General features: G+C 72.4%; 19 protein-coding genes. 10 read left to right on the plus strand and 9 right to left on the minus strand.

Annotation, left to right across the window (positions count from 1 at the left end):
* Window positions 1-3: 3 nt before the first annotated feature.
* The 7 genes from WMF12_RS47990 to WMF12_RS48020 all read left to right on the plus strand — a co-directional run bounded on the left by WMF12_RS47990 (window position 4) and on the right by WMF12_RS48020 (window position 9,281).
* On the plus strand, window positions 4-1,425 hold the full coding sequence (locus tag WMF12_RS47990) for an aminotransferase class III-fold pyridoxal phosphate-dependent enzyme (RefSeq protein WP_437857492.1): 1,422 nt from the start codon (window positions 4-6) through the stop codon (window positions 1,423-1,425).
* The gene (locus tag WMF12_RS47995; protein ID WP_437857500.1) at window positions 1,422-2,411 is read left to right on the plus strand and encodes a hypothetical protein; all 990 of its coding nucleotides are present in this window, start codon (window positions 1,422-1,424) and stop codon (window positions 2,409-2,411) included. The genes WMF12_RS47990 and WMF12_RS47995 overlap by 4 nt, the downstream gene beginning before the upstream one ends.
* 186 nt (window positions 2,412-2,597) lie before the next feature.
* Window positions 2,598-3,467 carry a formate dehydrogenase accessory sulfurtransferase FdhD gene (locus WMF12_RS48000; RefSeq protein WP_437857507.1) on the plus strand — a complete coding sequence of 290 codons (870 nt, stop codon included), beginning with the start codon at window positions 2,598-2,600 and terminating at the stop codon, window positions 3,465-3,467.
* Entirely contained in the window at window positions 3,464-5,788 is a 2,325-nt protein-coding gene (locus WMF12_RS48005; protein ID WP_437857526.1) for an FdhF/YdeP family oxidoreductase, read from the plus strand. Before WMF12_RS48000 ends, WMF12_RS48005 begins: the two co-directional genes overlap by 4 nt.
* A gap of 34 nt (window positions 5,789-5,822) precedes the next feature.
* Complete coding sequence (locus tag WMF12_RS48010; protein ID WP_437857537.1) at window positions 5,823-7,229, plus strand: aminotransferase class III-fold pyridoxal phosphate-dependent enzyme; 1,407 nt, start codon at window positions 5,823-5,825, stop codon at window positions 7,227-7,229.
* Complete coding sequence (locus WMF12_RS48015; RefSeq protein WP_437743399.1) at window positions 7,226-8,194, plus strand: histone deacetylase family protein; 969 nt, start codon at window positions 7,226-7,228, stop codon at window positions 8,192-8,194. Before WMF12_RS48010 ends, WMF12_RS48015 begins: the two co-directional genes overlap by 4 nt.
* 43 nt (window positions 8,195-8,237) lie before the next feature.
* The gene (locus WMF12_RS48020) at window positions 8,238-9,281 is read left to right on the plus strand and encodes a GAF domain-containing protein (RefSeq protein ID WP_437857568.1); all 1,044 of its coding nucleotides are present in this window, start codon (window positions 8,238-8,240) and stop codon (window positions 9,279-9,281) included.
* Window positions 9,282-9,299: 18 nt separating this feature from the next.
* On the opposite strand, the gene WMF12_RS48025 is transcribed toward WMF12_RS48020, so the two are convergent.
* The gene (locus tag WMF12_RS48025) at window positions 9,300-10,529 is read right to left on the minus strand and encodes a hypothetical protein (RefSeq protein WP_437857574.1); all 1,230 of its coding nucleotides are present in this window, start codon (window positions 10,527-10,529) and stop codon (window positions 9,300-9,302) included.
* A gap of 116 nt (window positions 10,530-10,645) precedes the next feature.
* Between WMF12_RS48025 and WMF12_RS48030 the strand changes: the two genes are divergently transcribed.
* The 3 genes from WMF12_RS48030 to thrC all read left to right on the plus strand — a co-directional run bounded on the left by WMF12_RS48030 (window position 10,646) and on the right by thrC (window position 14,487).
* A complete protein-coding gene (locus WMF12_RS48030) occupies window positions 10,646-11,944 on the plus strand; it encodes an NAD(P)/FAD-dependent oxidoreductase (RefSeq protein ID WP_437873969.1) in 1,299 nt (432 codons plus the stop codon).
* A 64-nt stretch (window positions 11,945-12,008) separates the two neighbouring features.
* Window positions 12,009-13,094, plus strand: a complete 1,086-nt coding sequence (locus WMF12_RS48035) for a serine/threonine-protein kinase (RefSeq protein ID WP_437857584.1) — start codon at window positions 12,009-12,011, stop codon at window positions 13,092-13,094.
* 52 nt (window positions 13,095-13,146) lie between these two features.
* Entirely contained in the window at window positions 13,147-14,487 is a 1,341-nt protein-coding gene (gene thrC / locus WMF12_RS48040) for a threonine synthase (RefSeq protein ID WP_437857597.1), read from the plus strand.
* Between the two features lie 28 nt (window positions 14,488-14,515).
* Here the strand turns inward: thrC and WMF12_RS48045 are convergent, their stop codons facing one another.
* The 8 genes from WMF12_RS48045 to WMF12_RS48080 all read right to left on the minus strand — a co-directional run bounded on the left by WMF12_RS48045 (window position 14,516) and on the right by WMF12_RS48080 (window position 23,422).
* On the minus strand, window positions 14,516-16,357 hold the full coding sequence (locus WMF12_RS48045; RefSeq protein WP_437857608.1) for an STAS domain-containing protein: 1,842 nt from the start codon (window positions 16,355-16,357) through the stop codon (window positions 14,516-14,518).
* Window positions 16,358-16,430: 73 nt separating this feature from the next.
* Window positions 16,431-17,708: a type II secretion system protein GspN gene (gene gspN, locus WMF12_RS48050; RefSeq protein WP_437857618.1), complete on the minus strand. Its 1,278-nt coding sequence runs from the start codon at window positions 17,706-17,708 to the stop codon at window positions 16,431-16,433.
* Window positions 17,705-18,301, minus strand: coding sequence for a hypothetical protein (locus WMF12_RS48055; RefSeq protein WP_437743407.1), 597 nt, complete (start codon window positions 18,299-18,301; stop codon window positions 17,705-17,707). Before WMF12_RS48055 ends, gspN begins: the two co-directional genes overlap by 4 nt.
* Window positions 18,298-19,812: a type IV pilus biogenesis protein PilM gene (gene pilM, locus WMF12_RS48060; protein ID WP_437857635.1), complete on the minus strand. Its 1,515-nt coding sequence runs from the start codon at window positions 19,810-19,812 to the stop codon at window positions 18,298-18,300. The genes WMF12_RS48055 and pilM overlap by 4 nt, the downstream gene beginning before the upstream one ends.
* 27 nt (window positions 19,813-19,839) lie before the next feature.
* Window positions 19,840-21,345 (minus strand): general secretion pathway protein GspK, encoded by a 1,506-nt coding sequence (locus tag WMF12_RS48065; protein WP_437857644.1) that lies wholly within the window; start codon window positions 21,343-21,345, stop codon window positions 19,840-19,842.
* A 3-nt stretch (window positions 21,346-21,348) separates the two neighbouring features.
* Window positions 21,349-22,062, minus strand: a complete 714-nt coding sequence (locus WMF12_RS48070; protein ID WP_437743410.1) for a type II secretion system protein GspJ — start codon at window positions 22,060-22,062, stop codon at window positions 21,349-21,351.
* Window positions 22,063-22,064: 2 nt separating this feature from the next.
* Window positions 22,065-22,724: a type IV pilus modification PilV family protein gene (locus WMF12_RS48075; RefSeq protein ID WP_437743411.1), complete on the minus strand. Its 660-nt coding sequence runs from the start codon at window positions 22,722-22,724 to the stop codon at window positions 22,065-22,067.
* Window positions 22,724-23,422: a pilus assembly FimT family protein gene (locus WMF12_RS48080; protein WP_437857685.1), complete on the minus strand. Its 699-nt coding sequence runs from the start codon at window positions 23,420-23,422 to the stop codon at window positions 22,724-22,726. Before WMF12_RS48080 ends, WMF12_RS48075 begins: the two co-directional genes overlap by 1 nt.
* Window positions 23,423-23,441: the final 19 nt, after the last annotated feature.

The following is a 23,441-nucleotide window of genomic DNA, read 5'->3' on the forward strand; positions in this document are numbered from 1 at the left end:
CCTATGGATTTCTCCGATCGCCCCACGCTCCCGTCCGTCCCTCCGCGAAGAGTCGTCACCGAGCTGCCCGGGCCGAAGGCGCGCGCCTGGATGGCGCGCGGCGGCTTCGACATGCAGTCGAGGTACCGCGCGGTCGTGATGGATGACATCGCGAGCCGCGGGTGCTCGCTCGTCGACGTGGACGGCAACGTGTTCCTGGACCTGTTCGCGAACTTCGCGCTCGGGGCGCTCGGCTACAACCACCCCGCGCTGGTCGAGGTGGCGCACCGCGAGGCCTTCATCCGCGCCGTCGCGAACCCGACGTCGACGCCGTTCGTGACGACGCCGGCCTGGTTCGAGTTCGTGGAGGCGCTCGAGCAGCGGTTCGCGCCGCGCGGCATGGCGCGCGTCTTCTGCGTGGACGCGGGGGGCGAGGGCGTCGAGTCCGCGATCAAGGCGGCGTTCATCCGGCACGGCGAGCGCCGGCGGGAGGCCGCCGGGCTGCCGAGGAACCCGCTCGATCTGCCGGAGGAGCTCCAGAAGAGCATCCTCGACAACGCGGGCACCGACGCGGTGGTCGTGTCGTTCGCCGGCGCGTTCCACGGCCGGGGTCTCGGGCCGATGTCCGCCACGCACTCGAAGGTGATCCACAAGGCCGACCTGCCCGCGTTCCCCTGGCCGACGGCGCCCTTCCCCGCGAGCCGCTTCCCGCTGGCGCGCTTCGCCGACGAGAACGACCGCGCCGAGGCGGAGGCGCTCGCCGCGCTCGAGCGGATCCTCGACGCGCACGACGGCCGGGTGGCCGCCGTGATCGTCGAGCCCGTGCAGTCCGAGGGGGGCGATCGGCACGCGAGCGCGGCCTTCTTCCGCCGCGTGCAGGAGCTCGCCGGGAAGGCGGGCGCGGCGCTCATCCTGGACGAGGTGCAGACGGGCATGGGGATCACCGGCGCGCTCTGGGCGCACGAGCAGCTCGATCTGCCGCGCCCGCCCGATCTCATGTGCTTTGGCAAGAAGATGCAGATGGGCGGGTTCTTCGCGACGAGCGCGTACGACGTCGCGCAGTTCGGGCGCATGTACCAGACGCGCAACGGCGACCGCGCGCGGTCCGCGATCGCGCTGGCGACGCTCCGCGCGATCGAGTCGGAGGACCTGCTCGGCAACGTGCGCGTGACGGGCCGCCACTTCCTCTCGCGGCTCGAGGAGCTCTGCGAGCGCTACCCCGCGCTCGCGAGCGAGCCGCGCGGCCGCGGCTTCCTGCTCGCGTTCGACCTGCCGACGACCGCGGCGCGCGACGATTTCCTCTCGCGCGCGCTCCGCCGCGGGGTGTTCGCGAGCTACACGGGGACGCGCTCGGTGCGGCTGCGGCCGCACCTCATCACGACGGTCCCGGACGTCGACGAGGCGATCGGCGTCTTCGACGCGGTGCTGCGCGAGATGGCCGGATGATCGTCGATCCGCGCGACGTCTGCCCGGGGGAGGGGCCGGAGAAGGTCGCGCGGGCGCTCGCGCAGTTCTCCGTGGACGAGGCGCAGGACGGCGCGGCGTTCGACGAGGGCTACCGGGCGCTCGACGCGGTCTTCGGGCCGAAGGGGGAGCTCGAGCGCCGCGAGGTGCTCTGGGCGTGGCTCACCGGGGCGCACACGGACGCGGGGGCGCCGATCACGGCGACGTACCACCTGCTGCTCGCGCGCGACGCGGAGGGGCACCTCGCCGGCGTGCGCGATTGCTACGTCACGCTGGACCGCGCGGCGCGGCGCTGCGTGGCGCTCCTGTCGCACGCGCTCGTCCTGCCGGCCTTCCGCCGCACCGGGCTCGCCGCCCTGCTGCGCGCGGCGCCCGTCGCGCTCGCGCGCCGCGCGATCGAGGGCGCGGGGCTCGCAGGGGGCGAGGGGGCCGGCGGCGATGGCGCGGAGGTGATGCTCGCCGCCGAGATGGAGGCCGTCGACCCGGACGACCGCGACACGGTGGTGCGGCTCATCGCGTACGGGCGCGCGGGGTTCGCGATCGTCCCGCCGGACGTGCTCCCGTACGCGCAGCCGGACTTTCGCGATATCGCGGCGCTCGGCGTCACGCCGGTGCCGCTGCCGCTGCTCGCGGTGGTGCGCCAGGTCGGCGAGGAGGAGCGCGACGAGATCCCGCGCGCCCGGGCCGAGTCGTTTCTGCGCCATTACCAGGCCGTCCACGCGCGCGAGGTGAGCCAGGGCGAGCTCGCGCCGATCCGCGAGAACGCGCTCGCGCGCCTCGCGGCGTTCCCGGGTGAGCGCGTGCCCCTGATCCGGATCCCGCGGGGGCCGGCGGAGGTCGCGGGGTTCGCGCCGGTGCTCCGGAGCGCGGTGATGCCGCTGTTCCCGCCGGCGTGGCGCGGGAAGGCGCCGCTCGACGTGCCGGACCGGGAGCTCGAGAGGCTCTGCGCGGCGTGGTCCTCGGGATAGCCGGGGTCAGGAGGCCCCGGGGCTCCGCGCCCCATCGTAGGCGCCGGCTGTTCGGCGGAGATCCTTGCGAGGGCTCCGCCCGGGGCGCGTCGGAGCGCGGCCGGCGCCGGCCAGGCGGGCGGCTCCACGCGAATCCTGCTCGGCGGGTCGCCGCGGGCTACGATTGAGAGCGCCGGACACGCCGCCATGCCGTCAAGCACCACCACCGTTTCGATCCGCAGGATCACGGGCGAGGCCGCCTCGGACGCCGAAGATCTGCTCGCCGTCGAGGAGCCGCTCGAGATCGTCGTCGTCGCGCGCGCCCTCGGGGACGCGCGCCGCGCCGAGCGCCGCCTCGGCATCACGATGCGCACGCCCGGCAACGACCGCGAGCTCGCGGTCGGCCTCCTGTTCGCCGAGGGCGTCATCTCCCGCGCGGCCGACGCGGTCGCCGTCGAGGAGGCCCTCGGCCCCTCGGGCGACCTCGTGCGCGTCACGCTCGGCGATGACGTGGCCGTCGATCTCGGGCGCACCGAGCGCGCCCTCGCTGTCGCGAGCGCGAGCTGCGGCGTCTGCGGCAAGGCGTCGATCGACGTCGCGGCGCTCGCGCCGCCCTCTCCGCTCGCGCGGGGCGTCCCCCGGCTCGCGCCGGCGATCGTGCACGGGCTCGCCGCGCGGCTCCGCGGCGCGCAGCCGGTGTTCGGGCGGACCGGGGGGCTGCACGCGGCGGCCCTCTTCGACGCGGGCGGCGCGCTCGCCGACCTCCGCGAGGACGTCGGGCGCCACAACGCCGTCGACAAGCTGATCGGCGCCGCCTTGCTCGCCGGGCGGCTGCCCGATCCGGGCGCGGTGCTCATGGTCAGCGGGCGCGCCGGGTTCGAGCTCGTGCAGAAGGCGCTCCGGGCCTCGATCCCGGTGATGGTCGCGGTGGGCGCGCCCTCGAGCCTGGCCGCCGAGCTCGCGGCGGCGCACGGGATGACGCTCGTCGGCTTCGCCCGCGACGGGCGGTTCAACGTGTACGCGGGCCGGGAGCGCATCGAGGTCCCGGTCGCGGTCCCGGCGGAGGCCGCGTCGTGACGGCCCGCGACGTAGTGCGCGACGTGCAGGCGGAGCCGCCTCTGGAGCCCGAGGCGCCCAGGATCGGCGAGCGCAGCGCGGCGGCCGGCGGGCTCCCGGCGGTCGGCGCGACGCTCCGGCACGCGGTCGGCGAGATGGGGGTCGCGCGCGCCGTGCGCACGCTCCTCCGCGTGAACCAGGGCGAGGGCTTCGACTGCCCCGGCTGCGCGTGGCCCGAGCCCGAGGAGAAGCGCTCGCTCGCGGAGTTTTGCGAGAACGGCGCCAAGGCGGTCGCCGAGGAGGCGACGCTCCGCCGCGTCACGCCCGAGTTCTTCCGGGAGCACAGCGTCGAGGCGCTCTCGCGGCAGTCCGACCACTGGCTCGGCAAGCAGGGGCGGCTCGTCCACCCGATGCTGCTCGACGAGGGCGCGTCGCACTACCGCCCGGTGTCGTGGGACGAGGCGCTCGACGTCGTCGCCTCGTCGCTGCGCGCGCTCGGCTCGCCGGACGAGGCCGTCTTCTACACGTCGGGCCGCACGAGCAACGAGGCGGCGTTCCTCTACCAGCTCTTCGTGCGCGAGCTCGGGACGAACAACCTGCCCGACTGCTCGAACATGTGCCACGAGTCGAGCGGCGTCGGCCTGCGCGAGGCCATCGGCGTGGGCAAAGGGACGGTATCCCTCCACGATTTCGAGCTGGCCGACGCCATCTTCGTCGTCGGGCAGAACCCGGGGACGAACCACCCGCGCATGCTCTCGGCGCTGCGCGAGGCGCGGCTGCGCGGGTGCGAGATCGTGACGGTGAACCCGCTCCCCGAGGCCGGCAACGAGCGCTTCCAGCACCCGCAGCACCCGCTCGATCTCGTCGGCTCGGGCGTGCCGCTCTCGACGCTCTTCCTCCAGGTGCGCATCAACGGCGACGTCGCCCTCTTCACCGGGATCATCAAGGAGATGCTCGAAGAGGAGGAGCGGAGGCCGGGCGCCGTGCTCGATCGCGCGTTCATCGCGGGCCACACCCACGGCTTCGAGGCGTTCGCGGACGCCGTGCGCGGCGCGCCCTGGGACGACATCGTCGCGCAGAGCGGGGTCCCGCGCGACCGGATACGGGCGGCGGCCGAGATCGCGATGCGCTCCGAGCGCACGATCGCGTGCTGGGCCATGGGCCTCACGCAGCACCAGAACGGCGTGGCCAACGTGCAGCAGGTGATGAGCTTCCTGCTCCTCCGCGGCAACATCGGGCGGCCCGGCGCGGGCGCGTGCCCGGTGCGCGGGCACAGCAACGTGCAGGGCGACCGGACGATGGGCATCTGGGAGCGCCCGCCCGCGGAGCTCCTCGATCGGATCGAGCAGAACTTCGGCTTCTCCCCGCCGCGCCGCCACGGGCTCGACACCGTCGCCGCGATCGCGGCGATGGCCGAGGGGCGCGCCCGCGTCTTCTTCGCGCTGGGCGGCAACTTCCTCTCGGCCACGCCGGACACGGCGCTGACCGCCCGCGCCCTCGCCCGGTGCGACCTCACCGCGCACGTCTCGACCAAGCTGAACCGGGCGCACCTCGTGACGGGAAGGCGCGCGCTCATCCTGCCTTGCCTCGGCCGCACCGAGCGCGACGCGCAGGCGGGCGGGCCGCAGTTCGTGACCGTCGAGAACTCGATGGGCGTCGTCTCGAGCTCGCGCGGCAACCTCCCCCCCGCCTCGGAGCTGCTGCGCAGCGAGGTGGCGATCGTGGCGGGCCTCGCCCGCGCGGCGCTGGGCGCGCGCTCGCGCGTGCCGTGGGAGGAGCTCACCGCCGATTACGACAGGATCCGCGATCTCATCGAGCGCACGATCGACGGCTTCGACGACTTCAACGCGCGCATCCGGGACCCGCGCGGCTTCGCCCTGCCGAACGCCGCGGCGCGGCGCGAGTTCCACACGGCGACGGGCAAGGCGAACTTCGTGATCCACCCGCTCCCGCGGCACGATCTCGAGCCGGGCGAGCTCCTGATGATGACGATCCGCAGCCACGACCAGTACAACACGACCATCTACGGGCTCGACGACCGGTACCGCGGCGTCCGGGGCGGGCGCCGCGTCGTGTTCATGAACGCCGAGGACGCGGCCGAGCGCGGGCTCGCCCAGGGGGACCTCGTCGACGTCACGAGCCGCTTCTCCGACGGGGAGCGCTTCGCGCGCGCGTTCCGCGTCGTGCTGTACACGATCCCCCGCGGCAACGTCGCGGCCTACTTCCCCGAGGCGAACGTGCTCGTGCCGCTCGGCAGCATCGCCGAGAAGAGCCACACGCCCGCGTCGAAATCGATCGTGGTGCGCGTCCGGGCGGCCGTCGCGACCGACGGATCTGCGTGACGCTCCGCCGCCCCCGTTGCATTGGAGTCCGACCATGAACGCCCCGACCCACATCCCCCCGCCCATCCCCGGCGAGCCCGAGCGCGCCTCGATGCGCACCGCCATCCCGGGGCCTGCGTCCGAGGCGCTCCGCGCTCGCCACCATCGCTACCAGGACGCGCGACCGATCCACTTCTATCAGGACGCGCGCAAGAGCCTGGGCAACTACATGGTCGACGTGGACGGCAACGTGCTGCTCGACGTGTACGGGCACATCGCCGCCGTGCCCATCGGCTACAACCACCCGGACCTGCTCGCCGCGTGGCGCGACGGCCGCTTCGACTGGTGCGCCGGCTACCGCTCCGCGCTCGGCGTCGCGCCCGCGCCCGAGTGGGTCGACCTCGTCGAGAAGACGCTGATGCGCGTCGCGCCGAAGGGGCACACGCGCGTCTTCACGTTCACGACCGGCGCGGAGGCGGTCGAGAACGCGCTCAAGGCCGCGTTCATCCGCCTCGCCCGGCGCCGGCGCGGCGGCGCGCAGCCGAGCGACGGCGAGCTCGCCGCGACCATGCTCAACCGGCAGCCCGGCGTGAACGCCTTCAAGGTGCTCTCCTTCGATGGCGGCTTCCACGGCCGCAGCATGGGCGCCCTCTCGGCGACGCGGAGCAAGCCGATCCACAAGCTCGACATCCCCGCGTTCGACTGGCCCGTCGCGCCGTTCCCCGCGAGCCATTTCCCCCTCGCGGCGCACGCCGAGCAGAACCGCGCCGCCGAGGCGCGCTCGCTCGAGGCGGTCGAGGCGGCGCTCGACGCCCACCCGGACGAGGTCGCCGCGGTCATCGTCGAGCCGATCCAGGGCGAGGGCGGCGACCGCCACGCGAGCCCGGCCTTCTTCCAGGCGCTCCGCCGCCTCACCGCGGAGCGCGGCGTCGCGCTCATCATCGACGAGGTGCAGACCTGCGGCGGCGGGACCGGCGCGCTCTGGGCGCACGAGGCGTGGGACCTGCCCGAGCCGCCGGACATGGTCACGTTCTCCAAGAAGATGCAGCTCGGCGGCTTCTATTGCCGCGAGGAGCTCGCGCCGATCGAGCCGCTGCGCGTCTTCAACACCTGGCTCGGCGACCCGCTCCGCGGCGCGCAGCTCGAGGTGATCCTCGAGGTCATCGAGCGCGACCGGCTCCTCGAGAACACGCGGTCGACCGGCGAGCGCCTGGTCGCCGGCCTCGAGGACCTCTGCCGGCGCTACCCGGGGGTGCTCTCGGGCGCCCGCGGCAGCGGCACCTTCGCCGCGGTCGACTTCCCCCACGCCGCCCGGCGCGACGCGGCGCTCACCGCGCTCCGCAACCGCGGCCTCGAGGTGGGCGGCTCGGGCGAGCGCACGCTCCGCTTCCGGCCGGCGCTGATCTTCGCCCCGCGCCACGTCGGCGAGGCGCTCGACCACCTCGAGTCGGTCTGCAAGTGACCTCTGACGCCGCCGCCTCGCCGCCGATCCGGGTGTTCCACACGCCGCGCTATTTCGCGGACATCGGCGAGCACGTCATGCCGATGCGCAAGTTCGCCCTCGTGCGCGAGGCGATCGAGCGGAGCGGCCTGCCCGCGCGCATCGAGGAGCCCGAGGCGGCCTGTGACGAGGACCTCCTTCGCGTCCACGCGCCCGGGTACGTCCAGGCGATCGCGACCGGCGAGCCCCGGGCGCTGGCCGAGTCGCAGAAGCTCCCGTGGTCGCCGGCGCTCGCCGGGGCGGTGCGCTTCACGAACGGCGGCTGCGTCGCCGCCGCCGCGGCGGCCCTCGAGGACGGCGTCGCGGGCAACCTCGCGAGCGGCTTCCACCACGCGCACGAGGCCCACGGCGAGGGCTTCTGCACCTTCAACGGCCTCGTCGTCGCGCTGGAGCGCGCGCGCGCCGAGGGGCGCATCCGCCGCGGCCTGGTGGTCGACATGGACCTCCACTACGGCAACGGCACCGCCTCGCTGCTCGCGTCGCGCCCCTGGGCGTTCCAGCTCTCCATCTACGGCAGCTGGTACAAGCAGAACAAAGCGCACCGGGACGTCGAGGGCGAGCGCGCCCCGGACACCGAGAACTGCTGGTCCGTCCCGGTCCCGAACGGGAGCGGCGGCGCCGCCTACCTCGAGATCCTGGAGCGGCACCTCGGCCCGGCGATCGACCGCGCCGCCCCCGACCTGATCCTGTACCAGGCCGGCGCGGACCCGTACCGCGAGGACCCGTACTCGCCGCTCGACCTGACGCACGACGATCTCCACGCGCGCGACCAGATCGTGTTCCGGGCCGCGCTCGAGCGGGGCGTCCCGATCGCGTGGGTGCTCGCGGGTGGGTACACGCCCGACGTGAGCCGGGTGGTCGAGGTGCACCTCCGCACCTTCATCGCGGCGGTGCGGGCGAGGGAAGCGGCGGCGCGCCCGGGGTGACCTCGGCCGACCCGCGCCCCGCCAGGCAGGGTAGCATCGCGCGATGGCCGACCTGAACGACCCCGTCCGCCTGGCCGAGCTGCGCGGCGCCGTGCTGCGCGCCGACGCGGACGCCATCCTTGACGCCTGTGTGGTGCGGGCCGCCAAGCTGGCCCGGTCGCCCATCGCCGTGGTCAGCCTGCTCGTGCGCCATGTCCAGCTCCTGCGCGCGCAGCACGGGCTCCCCCTCGAGCTCGCCGTGAGCTGCGCGACGTCGAGGAGCAACTCCTTCTGCCAGCTCGTCGTGCTCGACGAGGTGCCGCTCATCGTCGACGACGCGCTGCGCGACGAGCGCGTCCCGAAGGAGCTCGTCGAGAGCTACGGCATCCGCGCGTACGCGGGCGTGCCGGTGCGCGCGCACGGGCACGTGCTCGGAGCGCTCTGCGTGCTCGACGTCGTCCCGCGCCGCTTCGACCAGCGCATCGTCGGCGCCCTCGAGCAGCTCGCCATCGACGTCTCCGGCCGGCTCTCGGCGCTCACGCTGAGCGACGCCCCGCTGGCCAGCGCCGACGTGCAGGAGCGCCTCGTCCGCGTCGAGCAGGCCACCCGCGCCCTGGAGCGCGCGCTCCTCGCCCTCTCGCCCGTCATCGCCGCGGCGCAGGCGGCGACGGCGGGGCCGCGGGTCGACGCGGCGCGCGGGATCGACGCGTCGCGCGCGACGCACGTCACGCCGGCCAGCCTGCGCGCGGCCGTGTCGTGCTGGCGCGACATGGGCCCCGTCGCGGAGGGGCTCTGCGAGGAGGCCGCGGCCATCGCGAGCGCCTCGCCCTGCGAGGCGGCGTCCGGGCTCGCCACGGAGGCCCGGGCGCTCGCGCGGAACCTCGCCGAGATCGGCCCGCTCGTCCGGCTCGCCGAGGGCGTGCTCGACGGGACGCTGGGAGAGGCCGCCGCGGCCAAGGGGCGGGCGCTCGTGCTGCGCGGCGCGCTCGACGCCCACGAGGCCGCCTCCGCGGCGGTGCAAAGGCTCCGCGCGGGCGCCCTGCGCGCGCGGGCCGCGACGGCCGGCCCCGGGAGCGGCGGCGCCGCCGGTCCGCCTGAGGCGCGGTGATCACGGCGCTGTGGGGGATCACCGCGGCGGCAGGGTCGACGGCGCCGGCACCTCGCGGGTGATCTCGCCCGCGTCGGGCCCGTCAGCGAGCGGCTCCGAGCCTGGAGCGAGCGGGTTGCCCTCCCAGGTCGCGGTCTTGTCCCGGCTCCCGTAGACGAACGGCGGACGGGTCTCCAGCTCCCGGGCGATGCGGGCGAGCTCCTCGTCGAGGTGGCGCGGGTTCGCGAGCAGCCTCTCGCGGATGCCGCTGTTTAGGTAACCGCGGATGTCGGGGCTGTCCGGGTAGTACTTCGTGAACACGTTGTGCCGGAAGAGCGGCTTCAGCCGGTGCAGATCCCTGGGCCCGGTCGGGAGCGGCAAGAGCTCGACGAAGCTCTTCCGCTTGGCCCGCTCCTCCAGCCGGTCGAGGACGAGCTGGAGGCTGTTCTCGAGCAGGTGCGGCGCGCAGTGATCCGCGAAATCGTCGTACAGAAGCCGCATGAGCGCCCTCGCCTCGTCGATCGGCAGCTGCGCCTGCCGCTCGCGGCCCATGCGCCGCACGAGGACCATGAAGGGAGACGGCTGGTTGCCGGTCGCGCGGATCACCTCGGGATCGCGGAAGTCGGGCTGGCGGTAGGGGAAGTGGCGCGGGTTGATCGCGTCGAACCCGCCTCGGCCGTAGAACAGGATGCGCTGCCACGACAGGCGCTCTTCCGGCGTGAAGTACTCGACCTCGGCCGCGAGATCGACGTTCATCCCGAAGTACTTGCCCGGGGCCGACGGCGCGGGGAGCGTGATCTTCCCCATCGCGTGGAGGTCGGTGAGGTACTGCATGGCGAGCTCGACCGGCGAGATGCGCAGCCAGTACGACAGCACCGTCCCGCGCGCCTCGGGGATCATGAAGATATGAGCGAGGTAGATGACGCAGAGGTCCGGAGCGTACGCCGGATTGATGAGCACGGTGCCGTCGCGGACGCCGCGCACCTTTCCGTCCGCGTCTCGCGCCACGAGCAGGAAGTAGCGCATGTACGTGCCCGACGGCTCGGGCGTGAACGGGTCGTCGCGGAGGAACGCCTCGATCGCCTCCTTGCGCTCCATCTCTCCATGAGGACCGAAGCAGTCCCAGAGGATCTGATACGCCGCGTCGAAGTCTGGGTCGGAAGGATCCTCGATGGACCAGATCTGGTATTTGCGGGTTTCGCGCTCGATCATCTCCACCACGTCCTGGTGGAAGAGATCCTTCATGCAGAGCCGGACACGTCGCTTCAAGCAGGGCTCCCGGGGTTCATGGTGCCAGAGGCGCATCCCTCTGATAGGTGATCATCGTGGCTCGTGCAGCGCTCGTTGACACGTACACGCACACGCACATCGATTCCGCGCGCTCCGTGTGGAGCGAGGCGGGTCCGGTCTATGAGCCCGTCCCTCCGCTGCGCGCGGACGCGACGGCCGACGTGGCCATCATCGGAGGAGGTTTCACCGGGATCTCCACCGCATACCATCTAATCCGCCGATTTCCGAGCCTCCGCGTCATGATCCTCGAGGCGCGCCACCTCGCGAACGGCGCGAGCGGGCGCAACGGGGGGATGATGCTGAACTGGATCAACGGGGTGGGCTCTCGCGATCCGGAGCTCACGCGCCGCGTGTACGAGACGACGCGCGCGGGGATCGACGGCATCGTCGGGATGATCCAGGAGCACGACCTCCCGGTGCGCCACCGCCGCGACGGATGCATGGAGGTGCTCACCGACGCGCGCCGGGCCGAGGCGGCGCACGCGCGGGTGGAGCAGCTGGCCAGCTGGGGCATTTCGCTACAGTACCTGGACAGCGCGGCGCTCTCGAAGCGGCTCGGGATCCAGGGCGCGGCCGGGGCCGTGCTGGACGCGACCGAGGGGCAGCTGAACGGGGTCGACCTGCTGCGCTGCCTGCGCCCGTTGCTGCTCGCTTGGGGGGTCGCCGTCCACGAGGACACGCCGGTGCTCGGGATCCGGGAGGGGCGCACGATCGAGCTGACCACGCCGGGCGGCGTCGTCCGGGCCGCGGCCATCGTGCTCGCCACCAACGGCTACACGCCGCGCCTAGGCTACTTCAAGACCGGCATCTTCCCGCTGCACTCGCACGTCATCGCGACCGAGCCGCTCGACGCCGAGGCGCGCGCCGCGCTCGGCTGGGGGCAGGTCGCCGGCTTCAGCGACGACCGCGACCGGATCGCGTACGCCAGCATGACGCCGGCCGGTGAGCTCGTGTTCGGCGGGGGCAGCAACGCCGCGTATGCCTACCTCTATGGGAACAAGACCTCCTACCCGGGCACACCCGAGTCGGCAGGGCCGGCGTTCGAGGCCATCCGGCGCCGGCTCACCGGCTATTTCCCTGCGGCCGAGCGGCTGCGGATCGCGCACCGCTGGACGGGCACCCTCGGCATCACGATGAGCCGGCTCTGCAGCATGGGGGTGCGTGGCGAGCACCGGAACGTGTACTACGCCCTCGGTTACAGCGGCCACGGCGTGACGCTCGCCAACCTCGCGGGCCGCGTGCTCTGCGACATCTACGCGGGCGACGACGCGCGGTGGCGGGATCTGCCGTTCTACATGGCCCCCCTCCGGGGCGTCCCGCCCGAGCCGCTCCGCTGGCTCGGCTATCACGCGTACACCAAGCTGACGGGGCGCTCGCCGCGCAAGGCGGCGTAGAGCGGGGGCGCCCGCCGAGCGGGCTTGCGTGGCCGGAGCGCGGGGCGCTATTCGATGCGGGGCCATGTTCTGCGCGCGCTGCCACCGGGAGTACGACGCGGGCCATCGGTTCTGCCCCTACGACGGCGCGGAGCTCACCGAGGGCCGGCGCGTCGACCTGTTCCGGTACAAGCCGACCCGGCTGCGCGGGACCGTCCTTGGCGAGCGCTACGAGGTGCGCGGCTACCTCGGCAAAGGGGCGATGGCGCGCGTCTACCTCGCGGTCGAGATCGAGACGGGCCAGCCGGTCGCGATCAAGGTCCTCGAGGAGTTCGCCGCGCGGGCGGAGCGGACGCGCGAGCGGTTCGTGCGCGAGGCGCAGAGCGCCGCGACGATCGGGCACCCGAACATCGTCCGGGTGCTCGACGCCGGCACGCGCTCGGAAGACGGCGCGCCCTACCTCGTGATGGAGTACCTCTTCGGCGAGTCGCTCGGCGACTGGCTCCGGCGCGAGCGCCGCATGGACGCGGACCTCGCCATCCCGGTGCTCTCCCAGGCCGCGTCCGGGCTCGCCGCCGCGCACCGGGCCGGGATCATCCATCGCGACGTGAAGCCGGACAACATCTACCTCGTGGGCCCGCAGGGCGATCCGTACGCGGTCAAGGTGCTCGATTTCGGTCTGGCGAAGATCCAGGCCGCCGACCTCATCACGGCGACCGGCACCGCCGTGGGCACCCTCGAGTACATGGCGCCCGAGCAGGTCGTGAGCGACCTGCCCGACGCCCGCACCGACGTCTACGGGCTCGGCATCGTCATGTTCCGGGCCTTCACCGGGGAGCTCCCGTTCCCGCGCTCGGAGCAGTCGGAGCTCCTCGCCCGGCAGCTCGTGACCCCGCCGCCCCGCCCCTCGGAGAAGCGCCGGAGCCTCGATCCGCTGCTCGAGTCCGTGATCCTGAAGGCGATCCGGAAGAGCCCGAACAACCGCTATCCCTCGATGGAAGCGTTCCTCGAGGATCTCGAGCGGCTGGCCGGCGACCGGGACGGGCCGCTCTCGGCCGACGAGCCGCTGCGGGAGCCCAGCGACGTGTATCTCCCGCAGGGATCGTTTGCCAGGAACGCGGCGATCTACTTCTATAGGCGGCTCGGCATGGAAGCCCCACGCTTCGACTGAACCGACACCACCTCCCGCGGGCGCTTCCCGCCACCCAGGAGATTCGATTGCCATGGCCTACTCTGCTGCATTCCGATGCCTGACCGGTTGTGCCGGCAGCTACCCGCTGACGCAGCCCCTCTACCGTTGCCCCACCTGCGGCGGCCTGCTCGACGTCGCCCACGACATCGACGCGCTCCGTGACCGGAGCCCCGCGACGTGGATGAAGCTCTTCGACGAGCGCTACAAGCGCACGGTGTGGCCCTACGGCTCCGGGGTCTGGGGCAAGCGGGAGTGGGTCGCGCCCGAGGTCCCGGACGAGGCCATCGTGTCGATGGACGAGGGCGGCTCGAACCTGTTCTGGGCAGACCGCTACGGCCGCACGCTCGGGCTCGATGACGTCTGGGTGAAGCTCTGCGGCAACAGCCACACGGGGTCGTTCAAGGACCTCGGCATGACGGTGCTCGTCTCGGTGGTGAACAAGGCGATCCGCGAGGGCCTCGAGGTGCGCGCGATCGCGTGCGCGTCGACGGGGGACACCTCGGCGTCGCTCGCGGCGTACGGGGCGGCGGCCGGTTTGCCCGTGGTCGTGCTGCTGCCGCGGGGCAAGGTGTCGACGGCGCAGCTCGTCCAGCCGATCGCGTCGGGGGCGCTGGTCCTCTCGCTGGACACCGACTTCGACGGCTGCATGGCCATCGTGCAGCGCCTCTCGGCCGAGGGCGTCGTCTACCTGGCGAACTCGATGAACGCCCTGCGGCTCGAGGGCCAGAAGACCGTGGCCATCGAGATCGTGCAGCAGTTCGACTGGACGCTGCCCGACTGGGTCATCCTCCCGAGCGGCAACCTCGGCAACGCCTACGCCCTCTACGCGGGCTTCAAGATGCTGAAGGACCTCGGCCTGACGACGCGGTTCCCGCGCCTCTGCGTGGCGCAGGCGGCGCGGGCCAACCCGCTCTTCAAGGCGTGGTCCGAGGGGCGGAGCGAGATCGTGCCGATGAAGGCGGGGGAGACCCTGGCGAGCGCGATCCAGATCGGCAACCCGGTGAGCGCGCCGAGGGCGATGCTGGCCCTCAAGGCGATGGACGGCGTCGCGGAGGAGGTCACCGAGGACGAGCTCTGCGACGCGGCGGCCCGCGCCGATCGCACCGGCATGTACACCTGCCCGCACACGGCGGTCGCCCTCGCCGCGCTGGAGAAGCTCGTGAAGAAGGGCCTCGTGGAGAAGCGCCAGCGGGTCGTCGTGGTCTCGACCGCGAACGGCCTCAAGTTCACGGAGTTCAAGGTGAAATACCACGAGCGCGCGCTCGCGGACGTGACGAGCCGGCTCGCCAACCCGCCGGTCGCGCTGCCGCCCGACTACGACCGCGTCCTCGCCGCCCTCGACAAGCACGCCGCGCAGACCAGCAAGCGCTGACGCTCCGGCAAGGTCGGGCCGCCGGCCGCTACCCGCGCGACCTCGCGCGGCGCCGCCGGCGCCGTCCGCGCGCGTTCGCGGAGGTCATCGCGGAGGCGATGCCGTTTTGCAGGGTGTTGTGCGTGGCGATGCCGCTCATGTCGACGCCGATCTCGACGAGCGTCCTGGCCACGTCGGGGCTCAGGCCCGTGATGATCACCTCCGAGCCGAGCAGGCGCACTGCCGTCGCGGCGCCAAGGAGCGCGTCGGCGCACGGGCCGTCGATCCGCGGCACCCCGGTGATGTCGAGGATCGCGACATGCGCGCGGCGGGAGGCGACGCCGCGGACCAGCGTCTCCTGCACGCGGCGCGTCCGCTGGCTGTCGAGGGCGCCGACGAGCGGCATCACGACGATGTCGTCGCTGATCGGGATGAGCGGGGTCGACAGCGCCGCGAGGATCTCGTTCTGCGCCCGGAGGGACTCCTCCCGGGCGCGCCGCGCCTCGGTCTCCGTCTCGGCGCGCTTTCGCTCCGTGATGTCCCGCACGATGACCACCGCCTCCGCCCGATCGCTGCCGGCGATCCGGACCTCGTAGTCGCGCGCGCCGCCCGCCAGCTGCTCCTGGTACTCGAAGACGTGCGTCGCCTCGTCGGCGAGCGCTCGCGCCACGAGGCCGGTGATCTGCTCGGCGACGTGGGCGGGGAACACGTTGGCGACGTGCCTGTGCAGGAGATCCTCGGCGCGGAGCGACGGCCTCGGGTCCCGCGAGGCCTTGAAATCAAGGCAGATGCCGTCGCTGCTGATCCGGAGGATCGTATCGGGGATGGCGTAGAGCAGCGCGCGGTTGTTCGCCTCGCTGCGGCGCAGGGCCGCCTCCACGCGCTTGCTGCCGATGAAGTGGCCGGCCTTGGCGGCGATGGCGAGCAGGACGTCGAGCAGCCCCGGATCGGGCGCGCGCGGCTCGGCGTCCATGAGCTCCAGCACGGCCGCGACCTGCGCGTCGGCGCGGACCGCGATGGGGAGCTCGACCGCGAAGCGGAGGCCGGCGCCGCGCGCCGCCTGCGCGCGCGGGTCGTCCGCCTCGGCGTCCAGGTCGCTGAACCAGGTCGGCTCCCCCTGGGCGAGCGCGCGGCCGGGCAGCCCGGCGTCACGGGCGAACCGCGCGCCCCGGGTCGCCGCCTCGAGCGCGATCGAGTCGTCGGGCGCGGCGCTCCAGGTGTGCTCGCAGCGCAGCCCGTCGCTCTCGTCGTCGCCGAGCCACAGGGCGGCGAACCGGAAGCCGAGCATCTCCCCGAGCGCGCCGAGGAGCGCCGGGACGCCCTCGGAGAGCGTCGTCGACTCGACCATGATCCTGGTCACGGTGTACTGCGCCGACACCTTGTAATTGGCCTCGGCGAGGGCGCGGCGCTGGTTCCACTTCTCGGTGAGCGCGAAGGCCATCTGGCGGACCTCGCTCGGGTCGAACGGCTTGGCGAGGATGAGGAGGTTGTCGGTCTGCCCGAACCGGGCGGCGATCTCCTCCCACGAGTCACCCGAGTCCGCCGCGCAGAGGACCGCCTGGATGGCGCCGTCCTCCTTCCAGATGCGCGAGAGCGTCTCGACGCCGTCCCACCCCGGCATGCGCGCGTCCACGAACACGAGCGCGTACGGCGCGCCGCTCTGCAGCGCCTCGCGGACCTTCGCCAGCCCCTCCTCCCCGCGGGTCGCGGACGTGAGCTCGAACCTCACCGGCCGCCGGGCGGGCGGCTCGCGGAACAGCGTCGGCTGGAGGCTCGCGAAGGTCGAGCCCTCCGCCTCGGATCGGAGGATCCTGCGGAAATCCTCGTGGATCGCCTCGTCGTCGTCGATCAGTAAAATGCGCCGGTTCTGCTGCCAGCTGGGATCCCCCATCAACGAGTCCTTGGAGCGTGGGTCCGGGTCCTAGAGCGAGGCGCGTCTTCGTCGCACGAAGCTGCACCCCGCTCTATTCAACGGGAGGCGTGCCCTCGCCGTCTACGGGCGGAGGTGACGGCGGCCGTGTGGGGGACTCGTCCTCGGTGGAGGGCGGGGGCGGAGGCGGGGGCATCACAGGGGGCTCGTGCTCCTCGCCTTCCCTCGGGGCGGCCTCGGAGGCGCCGAGGGGCATGTTGACGCCGCCGGGCTTCCTCGTGGTCGTGGCCGGGCTCGCGCCCGGCGTGCCGCGGCCCCGCGCGGCGGGCGACTCGGCCGCGTGCGGGTCGAACCGGGGCCGCTTCAGCGGGCCGTGGACGTGCCAGCCGTAGAAGCCGTCCGCTCGCTTCGACCGCTTCATCTTGGGCTGCTGCATCTCGATCAGCCCGGGCACGCTCGACCCCGGCGCGCCGAGCAGCGATTTCGTTAGATCGCTCTTCGAACGGTACGCGTCGGTGAACTTGAAGCGCACGTAGAGATCCGCTGTCGAGTTGTTCCACGGCTCGCGCATGTTGACCTTGCCGTCGCCGTCGAGCTCGAGATCCTGGCCGTTCGCGGACATCTTCGTGATCTTGAGGACCCCGTCCTTCGCCTCCGCCGACAGGAGCAGCTCCCCCAGCTTGGCCTCCGGGAGCGCGATGAGCCCCTGGATCTTCGTCTTGCCGTCGCCGACCGAGACCTCCTTGGCCGAGACCTCGAGCGCGCCGTTCGCCTTGTTGAACTTGCCTTCGGGCGCGCTGAGATCGAGGTTCGCGCTCAGCGTGCCGGCGATCGGCAGGCCAAGGATGTCCCCGAGCGGACCCACCTTGGCGAGCTCCACGTCCGAGACCTCGACGTGGACGTCGCCGCCCGATCGGCCCATCGGGACCACGCCCTCGATCTCGCCGCCGAACACGCTGGCCCAGAACGAGACCCGCATCCGCCCGATCAGGAGGGGCAGGATCTTCACCCGCGCGTGCGCCTCGTCGATCTCGATGACGCTCGGCTTCGGCGCGCTGTCCTTGGCGGCGTCGCCCGAGGCGAAGGCCGCGGCGCCGCTCGGCCTGCTGCTCGTGCCGAGCTCGCCCGGCGGCAGGATGAGCCGCACGCCCTTCATCTCGACCCCCGTGAACCAGTACGAGTCGAGCTCGTCGATCTCGAGGCGCTGCGCCTGGCTCGGGCCCCGCTTCTGCTGCGTGCGGTCGAACTCGGCGATCAGCCGGTCCTTGAGCCGGTCGTAGGGGAACGTGAGGTAGCCGAAGAGCCCCAGACAGAAGAGGTAAAAGAGCGGGTAGGCCGCCCACCTCGCGATCTTGATGAGCCGCGCCTTCATGGCTCTTGCTCCTCTTCCTCGGCGGGGGGCGCGGACGGCGCGGGGGTCGCCGGCTGGGGCTCGCCCTTCCGGTCGAACGCGGAGATGCCGAGCTCGACCTCGTAGGAGTCCGGCTCCCCGGCGCGCGGCTTGAGGTTCAGCTTCGTCACCGCGACCGGGTGGCCCGAGCCCTCGATGTGCTCGAGCATCTTGGCGAGCCCGAGCATCCCGATCCTGTGCATCTTCACCACCGTGATCCGCTCGGTGTACTTCTTGCCGTGCGGGACGTCGGGGCGATCCTGCGACTCGGCGGCGGTGAGCTGCTGCTGCTTCGCCGCGTCCTCGATGAAGCCGGCGAGCGCGGGCGCCGGCCGCGAATAGCGCGCGAGCAGCGCGTCCTTCAGCGCCTTGCGCTCGCTGACCTTCCCCGAGGCCTCGTAGATCGACTGGAGCAGGTCGCGGATCTCCTGGTTCTCGGCGCGCTTGCTGGACGCGACGCTCGCGAGCCCGATCGGCACGAGCAAGAGGACGATCACCGCCAGGAATCCGAGGAGGATGGTGAGGAGCCTGCGCTCGCGCGGCTCCAGCTTGTCGAGTCGCTCGCGGAGCGTCATCGCGATCCCTCCGGCTTCTCCGGCGCGCCGGCCGAGGCGCTCTCCGCCGCGTCAGCGGCGCCGGTCTTCTTCTTCTTCGTCTTGTCCTCGCACTTGAGATCCAGCTCGAGGACGTACTTGTGCTTGCCCTCCGTGAACTGGCTCGTCCGGCCGACCTTCACGTCGCGGAAGCAGCGGTGCTCCTTCATGTGATCCGCGATGATCTGCGCGTCCGACACCGACGGGACGACGCCCTGGAGGGTCACGTGGCCGCGGTTCACGTCGAGCTCGAGCACGTCGTGCGTGATCTCCTTCGGCACGGCCTTCGAGAGCTGCACCATGACGTCGAAGGCGTCGACGCGGGGCATCGGATCCTCGTCGGCCGCGCCGGGGCCCTGCTCGAGCAGCTCCCGGGCCTTCTGCGGGTCGCTCGTCTCCTCGCCGAGCACGTCGTGGGAGGCGGTCGCGAGCGAGGCGGCGAGCAGCTCCCGCTCCGCGTCGAGGGTGCGCAGCTCCGCGACGATGGAGAACCCGAAGCTCAGCGCGATGACGGTGCCGAGTCCGGCGAGGATCGGGATCTTCTCGCGCAGGAACGGGTAGCTGCGCTCGGCCTCGAGCGCGCCCTTCCGGAGGTTGAACCCCTTGGTCTTCGGCGTCAGCCCGAGCGCGAGCCCGAGCGCCTTGGCGAAGCGGGGCAGCGCCGCGGCCTGCTCGGGCGTGAGCCCTTCGATGCGAGGGGTCGGCAGCGGCAGGATCGTGAGGCCGAGCTGCGTCGCCAGGAACATCTCCGCGCCCTGGGCGGTGGCGCCGCCGCCGACCAGGTAGAGCCCCGCGAGCGGCTCGCCGCCGAGGTTGCGCCACGCCGCGAGCGTCTGGCGGAGCTCGCGCGCGAGCGCCGGCGCGGTGCCGGGGAGGCCGGCCGTCCCGCGCGACAGCGTCCGGGCGAAGACGGGCTCGCCGCCGGAGACGATCACGATCTCGGACGTGAGGTAGTCGAGGTCGAGCAGGGCGATCGGCGCGCTGGCGGGCGACGGCGCGGCGAGCTCCGGCATCACCGCCTCGAGGTTGGCGAGCGCCACCGCGCCCAGCGCGACCCGCTCCGGCTCGAAGCCGAGCGCCTCCTTCACGACGGCGATGCGCTCGCGCACGTCGTCCGCGCGCGCGACGGCGGCGAAGACCGGCAGCGTCTCCACGCCGGGCGGCCGCTTCAGCAGGCGGTGGTCGAAGACGGCGTCTTCCATCTCGAACGGCACCGTGGCCTCGAGCTCGAAGCCGAGGACGTTCTCGACCTCCTTCTGCGCGGCCGCCGGCAGGTCGAGGCGGCGGTAGAACGATTTCTCCCCGGAGAGCGCGATCGCCGCGGCGTCGGGGCGGTGGAGCCCCACGGCGGCGCGGATGGCCTCGGCCTCGGAGACGCCGTCCGTGACGGCCGCCTCGCCGAGGGCCTCGACGAAGACCCTCCTGTACGTGGTGCGGATGAGCGCCGCCCGCACCACGGATTTTCCAGCATCTATCCCGAGCAGCCTGTGCATTTGCGCGCTTCTTCCCGGAGGGGTGTCCTAGTCGATGCGATAGTAGATGATCGTCCCGGCAGGGTTTGATCGTACCTGCTGTTCGTACGTTTCCGGCGTCGGAGGGGCGCTGCCGCTGCCGCTGCTGCCGCTGCTGCCGCTGTTGCCGCCATTGCCGCCGTCGACGCTACTGCCGCTCTGGCTGAGCGGCGTCGCCCCCGTGAGATCGACCACCGCATGGATGCGCACGCGCGTCTCACGCTTGTTCCCCGGGACGATGCCATCGGCGTAGATGCTCAGGAAGTTGGTCCTGTTGCCGAGGGACTTGGTGACGTTCGGCTTGAACTTCACCGGTTCGACGCCCATCGCCTTGAACTGCTGCCCGAGCATCCCCCCGAGCGAGCTGCCCGCCTTCTGGGTCATCGCATCGACATAATCTTTCGGGGTGGGGAAGAGCAGCCCCCCGGTCATGCTCTGCACGAGCGACGCCACGGTGAGGAACGCCGACTGCTGGTTCACGTCGGTGCAGAGCGTCGTCGTCGCGATATCCACGAAATCGGCGGTGCACGTGAGCCTGAGCAGCGTCAGCGCGTTCGCCGACGAGACGTTCACCTTCTGCTTCCGGCTGCCCCAGACGGTCAGGACCCGCTTGTCCGGGTTGCTCGGATCCGGGTCGACGAACGTCGCCCAGAAGTCGTCGTTCATGCCCCGGATCAGCCGCAGCTCGTCGACCGAGTCGAACGGGGCGTTCTTGCGCTGATAGGAGAGGCCGACCGTCTGGTAGAAGCTGTCCTCTGCGCCGGTGGAGCTCGGGGCGTTCGACGTCGCGTCGCAGGCGAACGTCTGGTCGCCCGGATCGGCCCAGTCGATGAGCGCGCTGCAGATGGTCGCGCGGTCCGAGAACTGGCCGTCGCCGTCGCGCTCCTCGAAGAGCGTGTTGTACTGCGCGTCGCTCATCAGGCTGAGCAGCTGGTTCCCTACCGCGATCTGATCGGAGATGCCGCCCACGTCGTCGGCGGCGCGGTTGACGTTGATCTTCGAGTCCTCGTCGACGATCTTGAGCTCGAAGCGGCCGCCGCCGGTGAGCCCCAGGTTCTTGCCCGTCGCGCTGCCCTCGCCCGCCGCCTCGGGGGGCGGCGCCGCGCTGCCCTCGCCCGCGGCGAGCTGCGCGTTGAAGGGGCCGAGGAACATGTCGGTGAACTTCCAGACCGGCACCTGGAACTTCCCCTTGATCCCGACGATCGCGAGCATCGGCCCGATCGTCGTGCTGACGCTCGGCTCGGAGGCGATGAGCATCCGCGACAGGTTCACGGCGCTCTTCGCGTAGTACTCGGCCCGAAGCGCGTCGCGATCGGCGAGCGCCGCGGAGAGCTCGGTCGAGGTCTCCTCCTGGAGCTCGGTCAGGAACACGGTGAGCACCGTGATCGCGCCGAGCACCATGACCAGCGCCACGCCGCGCCGGTCGCGCCGCCTCCGGAGGCGGCGGCGCGCGCGCCCAGAATTCGGCCTCTCTGCGGCGCGGTCCTCGGCGTGGGGGCTCCTCGGGCGGCTCATGGCTCAGTTGGCCCCGAAGGCGATGGGGACCTGCATCGGGAGTGGCACCTTCGACTCGAACTTGATCGGCTCCCCGCCGGGCCCGCCGTTCAGGACCAGCGTCACCCACACCTGCGAGGGGAGCCGGTCGAGCTGCGCCGCCGGCTGCGTCGAGTCCCACGAGTCGACCCACTCCCCGGTGATCGGGTCGAGGTACTGCAGATTGAAGCTCTCGATGTCCTCGGCGAGCACGTTGACGACTCCGCCCCTCGTCGGCTCGGTATCGATGGTCCTCGCCTCTCGCCGCACGAGATCGAGCCTGTCGCGCTCCGGGTCGCGCGCACCGAAATAGCCGATCTCGCACTGATCGGACTCGTGCGCGTTCCGGAGGAGCCTCCGGTGCGCGAACGCGGTGAAATCGACGCGGTCGGCGGGCGACGAGTCGTCCCCCGCGAAGGCGGTGAGCCGCACGACGATGTTCTTGTCGGCCGGCTGGTGCCTGGACAGGAAGGCCGTCTGGAGCTCGCGCGAGATGCGGGCGATCGCCGCGCGGCCCTGGTGGTAGCGGTCGCCCATCCGCGCGATGCCCGAGCGCGCGCGGCTCATGCCGTCGAACGCGCCGTAGATGAGCGTCCCGATGAGCGCCAGGATGCCGACCGAGACGAGGACCTCGAGGAGGGTCACCGCGCGCGAGCGGCCGCGGCGCCTGCGAGGAGAGCTTGGCCTTCGCGTCGCCACGGTCAACTCCCTCCTCCCTGACCGCCCGCGCCCTCGTCGGGCTGGCCCATCTGGGGGATCGTGACCCACTGCACGAGCTCGAACGCGTGCTCCCGAGACCCTTGCTTCCAGGTCAGCTTGACCGTCACCCGCCGCGCGCTCGCCTCGAAGATGGGCTGGAGCGTCGGCGCGAGCATGTCGACGAACGGCTGCAGGAGCCCCGAGATCCCGCCGCCCGACTCGCCGCCTCCCGCGCCGCCGCCGACCAGCGATTGCGCGAGATCGTTGATGTCGCCGCTCGGGGCCGCGGTGCCGCTCGACTCGCCCGGCTTGCCGAGCGCCCCGAGCCCCTCGAGGTTGGTGTCGAGGTCTAGATCGCCGTACTTGGGCTCGGGCATCTCGGGCTTCTCGATGCGCCAGCTGCACTTGATGTTCGGCGACTCGTCGCCCTCGCAGCACGGCCCGCTGTCGGCCTCGTCGAGCGCCGGCAGGCCGTCCTTGGCGAGCCGCTCCTCGAGCTCGGTCATCTTGCAGCGCGCGAGCCCGTTCGCGAGGCTGAGGTTCCGCGCGTGCGCCGCGGCCGAGAAGGCGCCGGCCTGCGCGGAGAGGATCGCCGTCAGCCCGAGGCCGAGGATGGCGACCGCCACCATCACCTCGAGCAGGGTGAAGCCGCGGGCGCGCATCAGAGCCCCGTGTCCTCGCGCTCCGACGCCTCGGCGTCGTCGCGCGGCCTGGGCATGCTCGCCTTGCCCTTCCGGATGTCCGTCTTGCCGGTCAGCGGCGAGACGAGCACCGTCATCACCGCGTCCTCGGTCTCTCCGCCGCCCAGGCTGAGCTGGATCGCGGCGTGCTCGGTCTGGCCTCCGGGCCAGAAGTAGAGATACGCCCGCCCCTCTGTCACGGGCTCGTCCTGGTGTCCGGTCTCCACCTGGAGGAAGCGCACGCCGCTCGACAGCTCCTTGCCGGGCCTGTCCTTCTCGGGGTTGAAGCCGAACACCTTCGCCGGCTCGAACGAGGGCCGCGGCGCGCGCGGCCCCTTCAGGATCGCCTCGGCCTCCGCCGTGGCCGCCTTCTCGGCCTCCGTCGCCGCGGCGGCGCCGCCGGCCCGGTCGTTCCGCTCGACGAGCAGATCACCCGCGGACTCCTCGAGCACGATCATCCGCTCCTCGAAATCGAACACCAGCCGCACCGGCTTCGACTTCGCGTTCGCGTGGGCGTACGCGACCCGGACGGCGCCCGCGAGCAGCGCCGCGCTGCGCTTCAGCCGCGCGCTCGTGACCGCGCCCATGCCGAGCATGACCGAGCCGCTGATGAGCGCGATCACCGTGACGGTGATCAGCACCTCGACCAGCGTGAGTCCCCTCGTGCGACGGCGTGTCATGGGCGCTCCTGCTCCCGCG

Origin of the sequence: Sorangium sp. So ce363, from assembly GCF_051520435.1 — a bacterium.
In the GTDB taxonomy this organism is placed as follows: domain Bacteria; phylum Myxococcota_A; class Polyangia; order Polyangiales; family Polyangiaceae; genus Sorangium; species Sorangium cellulosum_B.